The following is a 12624-nucleotide window of genomic DNA, read 5'->3' as shown; positions in this document are numbered from 1 at the left end:
GCGGGCGGTTCGCGTAGCGCTCACGCTGCGTCTTGCGAGCATAGCGAGAGCGGCTGCTCGGCAGAAGCGGCGAAACGTGCTGCACTCGAATTTGAATGGCGCGGCGGGAACTGACTGTCTATGGTCTCTCCATGTCGCGCTTCATGTGTCTATTCGTTGCTGTCATCCTGTCGCTGCTGCCGGCCGTCGCATCCGCTGACCCCGCTCAAAAGCGTCACAAGCCGGTCTGGAAGGGCTACGGCTTCCTGCCGGGCTATCGTCAGCCGCTGAGCAACAGCATTCCGCTCTACAAGCAGAAGGACGCGATGCGGCGCCTGGCGCGCAACGATCGCCGCCATTGGTACATCGATCCGGTTCCGCAATATTACCGCTGGGACGGCGAGTGGCACTATTTCGGCCGCCCCGGCTTCAACGGCGGCCGCTACAACGGCGGCAGCTTCGGTCCGTGCTGGACACGGACGCCGATCGGAGCGGTGTGGAATTGCGGGTGATAGGGCGCTGACCGCGCCACACGTCGCTGCGCTCGCAATGACGATTGAGTGTGCGCCTCTTCCCCGCTCTCGTGCCCCCCTTACGAGAAGAACGCGATCTTCTCGGCCTGGGTCATGCGGCGGATCGGGGCGAGGGGATCGTTGGCCGGCGCGCGGGGCTTTTGCAGGATACCGCTGGCCAGGATGGTGGCGCCGAGCGAGGTCTCGGGCAGGGAAGCAGACAAGGGCGAGGGCATCGGCAGCGTCGCGGTCGGGCCTGCGCCGAACGATGCTGCGGCCGCCATGGCCGGGGCCGGCTGCTCCATCACTTCGGCCGCGGCTTCCGCGATGGCGTTGGTGAGGCGCGCCAGCGATTCCATCGCGATCGGCGCTTCCTCGACCGGCTCCTCCATCACCGATGCGGCGGCCGGCTCTGGTGCGATCGGTTCCGGCATCTCGGCTGCAATGGGTGCTGCGGCCTCCACAACCATCGGCTCCGGAACGGCTGCTTCCATTTCGACCGGCTCGGTGATCTCGTCGAACTCGGGGTCGGGCGCGGCCATCTCCAGCGCGATGGCCTCGAGTATGGCTTCGTCCTCGGCTTCCGCGGTGGCATCGAGCGCAAATTCGTCGGTCGCTTGCGCAAGCGCGGCGGGTTCGGCGATCTCCGTTTCGAGCGCGACAGTCTCGGAAGCGATGTGGCTCTCGGCAACGACCTCCGACGCGATGGCCGCGTTCATTGCCTGCTCGACAATTGCGAACGTCTGGGCGCTGCCAACCGTCTCGCTGGCTGCTTCGGCCTCGGCAGCCTCCGCGATGTCCTGCGACGGCTCCGTAAAAGCCACGGGTGCTTCGCTCGCCGTCGCCACGGACACGGTTTCGGCAGGCGGAGCTTCGGCGGCTGTTGACGGCGCCTCCTGCACCGGAGCCGGGGCGGGAGACGCCGCCTGCGGCGTTGCGCCGCCGTCGGTCTGCTCCACCCGATCCCTCAAGAGATCGAATGCGGCCTTGAGCTCGACGCGGGGGTCGATGATCGAAATCTGTCCGCAGGCGGCCTCGATCGAGGCGAGCTGCGAATCAATGAGGTCGCAGATCCGCCCGTCGGCGCCGATCTCGCGCCAGCGCCAGGAGATCTCCTTGATGATGCGCACGCCGCGCGGGATCGCGGCGAGGCTCGCCTCGATCGCGGTGGGATCGAAGGCGGCGATGGCGCTCGTCTCGGCCTGGTGGATCGCGCGGCGGATCTCGACCAGGGCTTCGGGCAGACGATCTTCGACGACGGGTTGTCGCTGCGCCGCAAGGGTTTCTTCGATTTTCGCGACCGCGTCGAGCACCATGCTCGTGTCGGCGTTGCGGTTGCGCCTGGCGTATTCGCCGAGGAACCAGCGGCCGCGCGCCGTCTCCATGAAGGCTTCGCGGATCGCGTCGTAATCCTGCTCGTTCGGCTCGGCCGCGCGGGCAGACATGGGCGAAAGGGCGAATGCTTCGTTGGCCATTGCAATCTCGTCGCGCAAATCACCGCGCGTTACAGTAACGATCATCACGATATCGACCGAATCGCAATTGGTTTGATGGCACCCGAATCACAAATCCCCACGCCAGCATCGGCGAAACGGCGATTCGCCGTGAGCCTCGCCCTGTTCTACTCGGCCGTCTTCGCGGTCTCGGGCACGCATCTGCCGTTCTTCCCGGTGTGGCTGAAGGCGATCGGCGTCGACGCGGCATGGATCGGCCTCATCAACGCGCTGCCGGCGATCACGCGCTTCACCACGCTGCCGCAAGTGACCGCCTTTGCCGAAAGGCGCCATGCGATTCGCGCCGGCATGATGGTGTCGGCGCTGGCGACCGCGATCGGCTTTACCGCGGTCGGCTTGCAGCAGCAGCCGCTGGCGCTGTTCCTGATCTACGCGGTGACCTGCATGATGTGGACGCCGACGATGCCGCTGACCGACGCCTATGCGCTGCGCGGCGTCGCCCGCTACGGGCTCGATTACGGACCCTTGCGGCTGTGGGGCTCGGCGGCCTTCGCCGCCGGCTCGCTCGCCTGCGGCTATCTCGTCGACCACATCGCCGCGCGCGATCTGATCTGGGTCATCGTCGCATGGGCCGTCGTTGCGGTCGCAGCCGGCCTGCTGCTTCGGCCGCTGGACGATGTCAGGCGCAAGACGACGGAGAGGCAGGCCGGCGAGGCGCTGCTGCGCGATGCCGGCTTCTGGGCCGTCATCGTCTCGGCGGCGCTGATTCAGGGCAGCCACGTCGCCTATTACACCTTCTCGGCCATCAACTGGCAGCTCCATGGGATCGGTGGGTTGACGATCGCGGGCCTGTGGACGCTGGGCGTGATCGCCGAGATCGTGGTGTTCGCGCTGTCGCCGCGCTTCTCGCTGCATCCGTCCACCATGATCGCGATCGGGGGGCTCAGCGCCGTGCTGCGCTGGATCGTCACCGCCAATGAGCCACCGCTCGCGCTGCTCGCGATCGTGCAGCTCGGCCACGGCCTCAGCTTCGGCATGACCGTCGTCGGCACCATGAATCTCCTGGTGCAGCGCGTGCCCTCGCATCAGATCGCGCGGGGGCAGGGCTACCTCGCCGCGTGCAGCGGACTGCTCAGCGCTGCGACCTCGATCGCGTCAGGCGCGATCTACGCCCGCGTCGGCGATGACGTGTATTACGTGATGGCTGCGATGGCCGCGGCCGGCGCGCTTCTGATCTGGTCGGCGCGGCACCGGCTCATGCCTCAGCCCCAGAGCGAAGCGTCCGGCGGATAGACCAGGCTGTCGTCATAACGCAGGGCGTGATCGCGGTCGCGCGCCAGCAGCAAGGGGCCGTCGAGATCGACGAAGCGCGCCTGCGGCGTCACCAGCATCGCAGGCGCCATCGACAGCGAGGTCGCGACCATGCAACCGATCATGATCTCGAAGCCGAGCGCCTGCGCGGCGTCCGCCATGGCCAGCGCCTCGGTGAGGCCGCCGGTCTTGTCGAGCTTGATGTTCACGGCATCGTAGCGCGCGCGCAGCGGCGCCAGCGAGTTGCGGTCGTGCACGCTCTCGTCGGCGCAGACCGCGAGCGGCCGCCTGATCCGCGCCAGCGCCTCGTCCTGACCTGCAGGCAGCGGCTGCTCGACCAGCGTGACGCCGACGGCGGCGCAGGCGGCGAGATTTTGCGCCAGATTGGCCTCGGTCCAGGCCTCGTTGGCATCCACGATCAGCTCGGATTCGGACGCGGCCTTGCGCACTGCCATGATCCGCTCCGGATCGCCGTCGCCGCCGAGCTTGATCTTGAGAAGGGGGCGGTGCGCCGCCCTGGCGGTCGCGGCGGCCATCGCCTCGGGGGTCCCTAACGAGATCGTGTACGCCGTGGTGCGCTCGCCCGGTACCGGCCGGTCCAGCAGGTTCCAGGCCCGCAGGCCCGTCGCCTTGGCCTCCAGATCGATCAGGGCGCAATCGAGGGCATTGCGGGCCGCCCCGGGCGGCATGGCGGCCTGGAGGGCTTGCCGCGTCAGGCCGTCCGCCACGGCCTGCTGCATGGCCTGGATGGCGGCAAGCGTCGCCTCGGGCGTCTCGCCATAGCGGGGGTAGGGCACGCATTCGCCGCGGCCGGTAAGCCCGTCCCGGCTGACCTCGGCCACGACGGTCACGGCCTCGGTTTTGGCCCCCCGGCTGATGGTGAAGCTGCCTGCGATCGGGAAGCGCTCGATTCGCGCGGCCAGGGAAGCAAATTTCATGGAAGTCATTTTGAACTCTGGCGAAATCTGAACCTGCTAGTTACCTCTAGCAACTAACATTAACCACTTGGGGATACCTTCTCTGGGTAAGGGCGCGTGCGCAACACTCTGATTTTCTCCGCCCCATACGGGAGCGGGACATCTTGAATAGCGATCCGAAGCTGGAACGGATTGCCAAGGGCAATGCGCTGGCACTCTGCGCCACCGGAACCTGGACCGCGAGCTTCGCACCGGTGCTGGAGCGGATGGTGGCCGACGCCGAGAAGCTCGCCGGTGGCCCGCAAAGCATCTTCATCGACGTCTCGGAGGTCGCCAAGCTCGACACCTTCGGCGCCTGGCTGATCGAGCGGCTGCGCCGCAGCCTGACGCAAGGCGCCGTCGAGGCGCAGATCGCGGGTCTCTCGGCCAATTATTCCAGCCTTGTCGACGAGGTGCGGCGGGTCAGGGCGACGGCCGTGGTCGACAGCGGCACGGTGACCATCACCGGCATGCTGGAGCAGATCGGCCGGGCCGTGGCCGGCGTGGGCGGGACGGTCGCGGGCCTCGTCGACATGCTCGGCGCCGTGCTCGCGGCAGGGTTTCGCGTCCTGATCCATCCGCGCTCGTTCCGCCTGACCTCGACCGTGCACCACATGGAGCAGGTTTGCTGGCGCGCGGTGCCGATCGTCGTGCTGATCACCTTCCTGATCGGCTGCATCATCGCGCAACAAGGCATCTTCCATTTTCGAAGATTCGGCGCCGATATCTTCGTGGTCGACATGCTGGGCGTGCTGGTGCTGCGCGAGATCGGCGTGCTGCTGGTCGCGATCATGGTCGCGGGACGCTCGGGGAGTGCCTACACCGCCGAGCTCGGCTCGATGAAGATGCGGGAAGAAATCGACGCGCTGCGCACCATGGGCTTCGATCCCATCGAGGTGCTGGTGCTGCCGCGCATGATGGCGCTGGTGCTGGCGCTGCCGATCCTGGCCTTCCTCGGCGCGATGGCCGCGCTCTATGGCGGCGGGCTCGTGGCCTGGCTCTATGGCGGCGTCGAGCCCGAGGCCTTCCTGCTGCGCTTGCGCGACGCCATCTCGATCGACCATTTCATCGTCGGCATCGTCAAGGCCCCCGTGATGGCCGCGGTGATCGGCATCGTCGCCTGCGTCGAGGGCCTCGCCGTGCAGGGCAGCGCGGAATCGCTGGGCCAGCACACCACGGCCTCGGTGGTGAAGGGTATTTTCTTCGTCATCGTGATGGACGGCGTGTTCGCGATCTTCTTCGCCTCGATCGGGATGTGACGATGGCTCCCGAAATCCCAAATCCCATCATCCGCGTCCGCGATATCACCGTGCAGTTCGGCAGCACACGCGTGCTCGACGGCCTCAACCTCGACGTCAAGCGCGGCGAGATTTTGGGCTTCGTCGGCCCATCCGGCGCGGGCAAGTCGGTGCTGACGCGCACCATCATCGGCCTCGTGCCGAAGCTCGCAGGCTCCATCGAGGTGTTCGGCGTCGACCTCGATTCCTCCAACACGTCGCAGCGCCGCAACGTGGAGCGGCGCTGGGGCGTCTTGTTCCAGCAGGGCGCGCTGTTCTCCTCGCTGACCGTGCGGCAGAACATCCAGTTTCCGATGCGCGAATATCTGCGGGTCTCGCAGCGGCTGATGGACGAGATCACCATGGCCAAGCTCGCCATGGTCGGCCTCAAGCCCGAGGTCGCCGAGCGATTTCCCTCGGAGCTCTCCGGCGGCATGATCAAGCGCGTGGCGCTGGCGCGCGCGCTGTCGCTGGATCCGGACCTCGTCTTCCTGGACGAGCCGACTTCGGGCCTCGATCCGATCGGCGCCGGCGATTTCGACGAGTTGGTCAGGACGCTCCAGCGCACTTTGGGGCTGACCGTTTTCATGGTAACCCACGACCTCGACAGCCTTTACACAGCATGTGACCGCATCGCCGTTTTAGGAAACGGTAAGATCATAGCGGCAGGGTCGATCGCCGACATGCAGGCCTCGCAGCATCCCTGGTTGAGGCAGTATTTCCATGGCAAGCGCGCCCGCGCGGTCATGGGGTGAGGAGCTGAGTAGCTGGGATGAGTAGCCGGAGCACCTGATGGAAACGCGGGCGAACTACGTCTTGATCGGATCGTTCACGCTGGCGGTGCTTGCCGCGGCGATCGGCTTCGTGCTCTGGTTCCAGTCGCTGCACACCACCAAGCAGCGCAGTCCGCTGCGCGTCGTGTTCGAAGGTCCGGCGGCGGGCCTGCGCAACGGCGGCAGCGTCAATTTCAACGGTATCCGGGTGGGCGAGGTGGTCTCGGTGAAGCTGGACAACCCGCGGCGGGTTGTCGCACTCGCCATGATCGAGAATAACGCCCCGATCCGCAAGGACACCCTGGTCGGCCTCGAATTCCAGGGCCTCACCGGCGTTGCCGCGATCTCGCTCAAGGGCGGCGACGAGGCCGCGCCGCCGCCGCCGCTCGACCAGGACGGCATCCCGACGCTGACCGCCGATCCCAACAAGCTGCAGGACGTCACCGAGGCGATCCGCGGCACGCTGCAGAACATCAACAAGATCGTCGCCGACAATCAGGAGTCGGTGAAGAACTCGCTGAAGAATCTGGAGACCTTCACGAACTCTCTGGCGCGCAACTCCGAGAAGATCGACGTCATCATGGGCAAGGTCGACGGCGTCATGCTCAAGGCCGACAATCTCATGCTGGGCCTGAATACGCTTGCCGGCGGCAAGGACGGCGGCGAGCTGTTCCAGGCGGTGAAGTCGATCCGCGAGCTCGCCGACGATTTTGACAAGCGCTCCGGCGCCTTGATGACCGACGGCCGGCGCACCCTCGGCGACATCAGCCGCGCCGTGAACAATTTCGACCGCAACCCGACCCGCGTGCTGTTCGGCGCCAGCAACAGCGCGCCCGCCGCCGCGCCGCCGCCACCGCCTGAGCCGCCGAGGCCGGCAACGGCGCCCAAGCGGCAGTAAGCGGCGTCCCTTCTCCCCTTGTGGAGAACGTGGCGCGCGTAGCGCGCCGGATGAGGGGTCTCTTTCCGCGCGTGCATCGTTCGCAGTTGAACATTAGGATACAACCTCATCCGGCGCTTCGCGCGACCTTCATCGTTTTATTCGTTGGTAACTTCGAGCGCCGATAAATTGGCTGGCCGAATGCGGTGATTCGTCGTCTACGGGAGAAATTTCCGCAGAGCTCGAAGGAGGAGCGCTGAATCAGCCGTTGAGAGAAGCAACAAGAGCCTGCGCCTCCGGTTGTTTTTTCTGCTGCGTGTCGGCCGCAAGGACCTTCTCAGCCTCCGTTAAGTCAGCAAGGAACCGGAAACCGTCAATGACGCGCCGGATCATCCCATCAAGATCGGGCTTCTGATCTTTTCGCAGAAGGTTAGTCAGATCGGCGATATCGTAATCGCCGCCGCCTTTTACGCGTTCGGCGAAGCGCCCGTAATCAAGGCCTGGACCGCCGCTGTTCCAGAGCTTCAGAACCGCGAGCGGCCGCACGAGGTCGCGGTTCGGATTGCGTCCTGTGATTTCTGAAAGATCGTGCAGGTCGCGAATTTTCGAACGCTGGCTCGCGGCGCGAATCTTTTCGGAGATCGCCTCCTCCAATGCGAGCGATGGAATGTCAGCCGGCTTGAATTCGAGAAGCTTGAAATATTCCTGGTCAAGTTGCGCGACAGGCAGAACAGGAAGAATAGGCTTCTCACGCAAGCTGACTTGCAGCTTGATGTTGACACCTTGCTCGTTGTCCTCGTGAGAGCAGATGGGATTTGCGGCACAGCCGTCGTCGGTGAGGTACCAGTCCTTGTCCTTTAGCTCGAAACTAAGTCCCCTATAAGGTTCCGACAAAGCATCGAGCATCATAGTCATGAGGTCGTCCCGGGAGATGTCGGTTCGAACCGTGAAATCCAGGTCGGTTGAAAGCCGGCCTCTTGGGCCAAAAACCATCTTGCGCAGCATCGTCCCGCCCTTGAAGGCGACGTGCTCCGTAATTCCCTTCTCGACGAAAAGCTGCAACAGGTAGGTCAAGATGATGTCGATCTCGACCTTGCTGATATCGCGCGCCCCCGATCGGAGCGCTACTCTGCGCATGTCGTTCAATCTCAGCATCAGTTGAATTCCTTTTGCTGAATTCGAGGAACTTCAGAAAGCAGATCATCTCTCTTTGCGTTTACGTACAATCCCCAAGCGGCAACGTAGCCTATATCCCCTCGCGCCTTTCCGTCCGGCCGAACGTTGAACGGTAGCTCTTCGGAACGGCAGTCCTCAAGGTCGATCGAAACTCATCTGCGAGCGGCCTTCCGACGAGGTCGGAGAGGAAGCCGAGACGCTGGAAAACCGCTTTGGATTTCATCGAGAGGACCGTGTCGCGCAGCTTCTCCAAATCAAGCTTTGCCAGCGCACTATGGGCGATGCGCGCAAGCTCCGACGGACCGCCGCAAAGTTCTGGATGATCCAGACAGTCCACGAATGTTTTCTCGGGCGTCGAAATCAGGACGATCCGGTCGTAAACCTTATACGGCCCGTAACCGAAGAACTTCCTGGGAGTGACTTTGATGAAGCGAACGTCGCTCCCCTCGATAGTACGGACAGGTACTTGCCGCTGCACCGCGACAAACACAGTCATCGGCTTTTGGGTAGTGAAGCCGTGATAGGATGCGGCCGACCACCAGCCGATGTAGGAAGGCTCTACAGCCGCAGCCGCAAGGGCGAGGATATTATTTTCGCCGAGGTTTTCAGGACCATGTTCGGGCGGCAGCAGCATGTAGCGTCCGCCAACTATTCTGGAGAGCCAGCCTTTCCTGATGAGATTGCGAATGACTTTTCGGGCCGAGTTCTCAGATCCCAGCAGCTCGAGCACATCCGACGCGCGCACGACCGTTCGTCCCTGCTCGCGGAAGGATAGGACGACTTTAGATTCGGCGGGGCCGAGGGTTCGAAGATTGTTTTCTATCATATTAAGGACCTTATGGGGCTAACTTAATATATATAATAATCTATACGTGGAACTTCTGCCAGCGGACTAGAGTGTTATCTATATAAAAAAGGCCCTCTAGGGCCAAAAAACAATAGGGAAAAATCCGAGCAAAATCGCCTATGTTCTGCTAATGTTCCGGAATGGCCAACAATCCCGCCCAAACCAATCAGTCTCAGCTGACGGAAAAACTGTCGCCGTCCGGATTCATGAGAAACCTACGGCCTGAATATTACTCCGACACCGAAGACCGCGTTTCGTATGTATTGGACCGGCCCACCCTAGAATATCATCTCGACACCATCACACAGCGCAATCAGACGCACGATTTCGAAATTTTTTGCCGGAAGCTCTGCGAGCGCACGATTTGCCCGAACCTTCGCCCACAGACAGGGCCTGAAGGTGGAGGCGACAGCAAGGCAGACGCCGAAACATACCCTGTCACCGATGAAATCGCCTCGCTTACTTACGTAGGGCAGCCCCGTAACGGCAGCGAGAGATGGGCATTCGCGTTCAGCGCAAAAGAGAAATGGACCGACAAAGTCCGCAGCGATGTCGAAGGTCTCGTAAAGACCGGCCGTCCCTATGACCGGATCATTTTCGTTACCAGCAGATTTGCCAGAGCCAAGGACCGCGCCCGTCTTGAAGACGAGCTTTCATCCCAGCACGGCATACCGGTGACTATCCATGATCGCTCCTGGATCGTCGTGGAGATCGTTGAGAAAGACCGCAAGGACCTCGCCTTCAACTATCTCGGCATCGGTGAGCAGAAAAGCGATCCGCTGCGCCTCGGCCCCACCGATTATTCACGCACGCAACAACTGACAGACATCGAGAAGTCGATTGACGACCCGAGCGCCTTCGTGGGCATGGAACGCCAGCGCGTTACGGAAGCGCTTATCACCGCCAAACTCTCCCGAAATCTTGAACGCCCCCGCACGGAAACGGACGGCCGCTTTCTCCGCGCCATACGGTTGGCGGAAGCCGACGGTTCGTACCGCCAGAAGCTTGAGGCCAAATACGAATATATCTGGACCGCGTTCTGGTGGTTCGACGACATCAAGTTCGTCAATGAATCCTACGCGGCATTCGAAAAACTCGCGCTTGAGGCTGATCACGCCAGAAATCTCGAGTTTCTTTGCAACCTCAATCAGCTTCTGGTCAACGCCGTCATTCACAATCTTCTGACTCGCGCCGAATGCGATTTCGACGATCGTACCGCCCGCCTCACCCGCGCGCTTGAACCCATGGCAGCGAACAAGGACCGGCCGAACAACCGCCTCGAAGCGATTACGTCGCTGCTCATCTTGCGGCTCAATCAAGCCCACATGGATAAGCAGCCCGAGCGCCTGCCGGATACCTGGCGCGATTTCGCCGCCGCTCTGGATGAAGCGAAAGGGTTGAGTGAATTCGACATCGACCGTCTCGCCAAGATGATCGAACTCGGCGGCAACATCGCCGGGAACGATCCGGCTTATAACGCCTTGATCGAGAAACTGGCCGATTTCGTTTCAGCTCGCACGGGTGAAGCGGAAGGCGCACTCATTCTCCTCAAGCGGGCGCAGAAGCTGGATTTCTCGGATCATTTCGAAATGATCCGGCTTCTTGGCAAAGCCGCAGCCGGTCTATCGAAAAAAGAATACTCTCAAAGCCTCATAGAAGCCGCCCAGCTTTTGATGCTGGCCTACAGGAGCGCAGGATTGTTATGGGCGGCCCGGGCAACTTGCGCCTTCACCGCCGCGACAATCGCTATCGAAGGGGAAGAAGATAGTCTGATTCCGGCCCCCATTGTGCCGGTATTCAAGATTTGGGCATGGATCGCGCTTGAGATGCGGCACTTGCCCGATGCACTGCACGCTATCCAACTATTAAACGGCGCATTGGAGGTATTGCCTCTCACCGACGATTCAAAATCGAGGGTGCGGGAAGACCTTGCCAAGTTCGACATGGCGCTAGGCAGCGTGTTCCTGAGCTTGAACGACGATGATCTTCGCAGGCTTGAACGCATCCCGGATATCCTGGAAGGGTTGGGTCTCTTCACCGCAAGATCCGCACTCCTCTACACGCTGGGGCACAGCGACGTTCTGCGCGCGGACGGAAGCCTGCCGGCCAGCGAGAGCGATGAAGACGTCGATCGGATGTTTTCGATACTTGCCAGTCAACCGGTGGCGGAACAGACGCGCGGCCCCCTGATTTTAAACGCCGAGGCAACGCAGAGATTTTCTACGTCGCTTCTTGGCATGACTGTTGAGATTGAGTTACAGGGCAGCGATCAGTCCATTATTGTCGCGGAGACGATCCTGGGATCGTTGGAGGCATTTTTTTCGACAACGGTTGAGCAACCTGTCATGCCCCATACGGAGCGCCTCCAAATATCATTGGTGGAACGCGCCGATATATCGGAGCCCACATTTGACATCGATCAGATGGAAATGAAGGCAACGCTCACTTGGCCCTCCGGATTGTCCCCGGCCAATTTTGATCGTCACGCAGATATCCAAAAATTTCTCGCCCTGGTCTCAGGTCAAGTGCTGGTCGCTACGTGCGCCCTTCGCGATCCAAAAGAGCTTCTCGACAGACTGTTCATGGATGAAGCAGTCCACAGCCGCATGAGCCTTATCGCCGCCGCGACAAACAGCTATCATCGCGTGAACTCAAGCAACCTGACCAGACTGTCAGAGTGGGATGACGCCGTTCAGGCGTCCTATGTCCTGCGTCTTCCTCGCCCAAAATTGAACCGCATCGATCTGACGCCCAGCGCTCCAACCGAGGCGGAGGAAGGTGAGGAGAGCGACCGCCCGGAAGAAGCTAAAAGCCATACACAGATGAGCATCCGGTCCGTCATTGATGTTCACGCTTGGGACAAGGCCCAATGGAAGGGCGCTGCTTATGCCGACCTAGGGCCGAATTGTCCGCCAGCCATGGCCTTCCTCTTCAAGAACGAGGAAGGCGGCAAGAAAATTTTCGAACGCTGGCGCGAGCGCTTCGGCGAAAGAGATACAGAAGAAGAAATCCATCTCGCAATCGTGCGGCAGCTCCCTGGAAAAAATCCGCATCACTACGTTGCTATCGTGACATCGAAGCAGCCGGACCTGAGCAAGATTCCCCGCAGCCAAGGCCTATCTGTAACAACACGGTCCTTGACCATGGAGCCGAACGACAGCGTAAACATTGACCGCTTTCTGGCGGGGTATCACCGCCATGGAGCATTTCTGCTCATCCCCGCTATCCTTCGCCCGGACAAACCGCCCGAGCTTCTGCTTCAACTCGCCATCATAAAGCGTAGCCTGACCGTGAAAATGGCCGCGCACGTCCAAGACGGCGACATCGAGTCCATAGCCCTTCGACGACCAGCGAATGCGTAGCTCTGTTTCAACGGAGCTCCTCACGAAGATGGAATAGGAAGCAGAATGGATTGCTTCGTCGCAAGAGCTCATTGCAATAGCGGCGCTTGTAGAGCCGCCG

Annotated in this window: 10 protein-coding genes; 6 read left to right on the top strand and 4 right to left on the bottom strand. The window is 61.9% G+C overall.

The annotated features are described in order from the left end of the window. The first annotated feature begins 131 nt into the window (after window positions 1–131). Window positions 132–491 (top strand): hypothetical protein, encoded by a 360-nt coding sequence (locus CIT39_RS23670; protein ID WP_162308916.1) that lies wholly within the window; start codon window positions 132–134, stop codon window positions 489–491. An 80-nt stretch (window positions 492–571) separates the two neighbouring features. Here the strand turns inward: CIT39_RS23670 and CIT39_RS23665 are convergent, their stop codons facing one another. Next, window positions 572–1966: a hypothetical protein gene (locus CIT39_RS23665; protein WP_162308641.1), complete on the bottom strand. Its 1395-nt coding sequence runs from the start codon at window positions 1964–1966 to the stop codon at window positions 572–574. A gap of 75 nt (window positions 1967–2041) precedes the next feature. On the opposite strand from CIT39_RS23665, the gene CIT39_RS23660 reads away from it, so the two are divergent. Beyond that, window positions 2042–3238, top strand: a complete 1197-nt coding sequence (locus CIT39_RS23660) for an MFS transporter (protein ID WP_094972389.1) — start codon at window positions 2042–2044, stop codon at window positions 3236–3238. On the opposite strand, the gene dgcA is transcribed toward CIT39_RS23660, so the two are convergent. After that, the gene (gene dgcA / locus CIT39_RS23655; RefSeq protein ID WP_094972388.1) at window positions 3208–4203 is read right to left on the bottom strand and encodes an N-acetyl-D-Glu racemase DgcA; all 996 of its coding nucleotides are present in this window, start codon (window positions 4201–4203) and stop codon (window positions 3208–3210) included. The two genes, CIT39_RS23660 and dgcA, sit on opposite strands and share 31 nt — an antisense overlap. Before the next feature lie 134 nt (window positions 4204–4337). On the opposite strand from dgcA, the gene CIT39_RS23650 reads away from it, so the two are divergent. The 3 genes from CIT39_RS23650 to CIT39_RS23640 are packed head-to-tail and all read left to right on the top strand — an operon-like array spanning window position 4338 to window position 7160. Then, on the top strand, window positions 4338–5471 hold the full coding sequence (locus tag CIT39_RS23650) for an MlaE family ABC transporter permease (protein ID WP_094972387.1): 1134 nt from the start codon (window positions 4338–4340) through the stop codon (window positions 5469–5471). Between the two features lie 2 nt (window positions 5472–5473). Continuing rightward, entirely contained in the window at window positions 5474–6244 is a 771-nt protein-coding gene (locus CIT39_RS23645; protein WP_162308640.1) for an ABC transporter ATP-binding protein, read from the top strand. A gap of 37 nt (window positions 6245–6281) precedes the next feature. Continuing rightward, entirely contained in the window at window positions 6282–7160 is an 879-nt protein-coding gene (locus tag CIT39_RS23640) for an MlaD family protein (protein WP_094972385.1), read from the top strand. A gap of 240 nt (window positions 7161–7400) precedes the next feature. On the opposite strand, the gene CIT39_RS23635 is transcribed toward CIT39_RS23640, so the two are convergent. Beyond that, a complete protein-coding gene (locus CIT39_RS23635; RefSeq protein ID WP_094972384.1) occupies window positions 7401–8294 on the bottom strand; it encodes a nucleotidyl transferase AbiEii/AbiGii toxin family protein in 894 nt (297 codons plus the stop codon). Window positions 8295–8385: 91 nt separating this feature from the next. Continuing rightward, window positions 8386–9141, bottom strand: a complete 756-nt coding sequence (locus CIT39_RS23630) for a type IV toxin-antitoxin system AbiEi family antitoxin domain-containing protein (protein ID WP_202975541.1) — start codon at window positions 9139–9141, stop codon at window positions 8386–8388. Window positions 9142–9302: 161 nt separating this feature from the next. Between CIT39_RS23630 and CIT39_RS23625 the strand changes: the two genes are divergently transcribed. Beyond that, window positions 9303–12524, top strand: a complete 3222-nt coding sequence (locus CIT39_RS23625) for a hypothetical protein (RefSeq protein WP_202975540.1) — start codon at window positions 9303–9305, stop codon at window positions 12522–12524. Window positions 12525–12624 lie beyond the last annotated feature (100 nt).

Origin of the sequence: Bradyrhizobium symbiodeficiens, assembly GCF_002266465.3 — a bacterium.
Taxonomy (GTDB): Bacteria; Pseudomonadota; Alphaproteobacteria; order Rhizobiales; family Xanthobacteraceae; genus Bradyrhizobium; species Bradyrhizobium symbiodeficiens.
Note: the sequence above shows the minus strand (reverse complement) of the source record. Positions and strands in the feature narration are given on the sequence as shown.

What these genes read in the sequence shown, in the direction of transcription:
- CIT39_RS23670 (WP_162308916.1), top strand. Translation starts at nt 132, where the DNA reads ATGTCGCGCTTCATGTGTCTATTCGTTGCTGTCATCCTGTCGCTGCTG.
- CIT39_RS23665 (WP_162308641.1), bottom strand. Translation starts at nt 1,966, where the DNA reads ATGGCCAACGAAGCATTCGCCCTTTCGCCCATGTCTGCCCGCGCGGCC.
- CIT39_RS23660 (WP_094972389.1), top strand. Translation starts at nt 2,042, where the DNA reads ATGGCACCCGAATCACAAATCCCCACGCCAGCATCGGCGAAACGGCGA.
- dgcA (WP_094972388.1), bottom strand. Translation starts at nt 4,203, where the DNA reads ATGACTTCCATGAAATTTGCTTCCCTGGCCGCGCGAATCGAGCGCTTC.
- CIT39_RS23645 (WP_162308640.1), top strand. Translation starts at nt 5,474, where the DNA reads ATGGCTCCCGAAATCCCAAATCCCATCATCCGCGTCCGCGATATCACC.
- CIT39_RS23640 (WP_094972385.1), top strand. Translation starts at nt 6,282, where the DNA reads ATGGAAACGCGGGCGAACTACGTCTTGATCGGATCGTTCACGCTGGCG.
- CIT39_RS23635 (WP_094972384.1), bottom strand. Translation starts at nt 8,294, where the DNA reads ATGCTGAGATTGAACGACATGCGCAGAGTAGCGCTCCGATCGGGGGCG.
- CIT39_RS23630 (WP_202975541.1), bottom strand. Translation starts at nt 9,141, where the DNA reads ATGATAGAAAACAATCTTCGAACCCTCGGCCCCGCCGAATCTAAAGTC.
- CIT39_RS23625 (WP_202975540.1), top strand. Translation starts at nt 9,303, where the DNA reads ATGGCCAACAATCCCGCCCAAACCAATCAGTCTCAGCTGACGGAAAAA.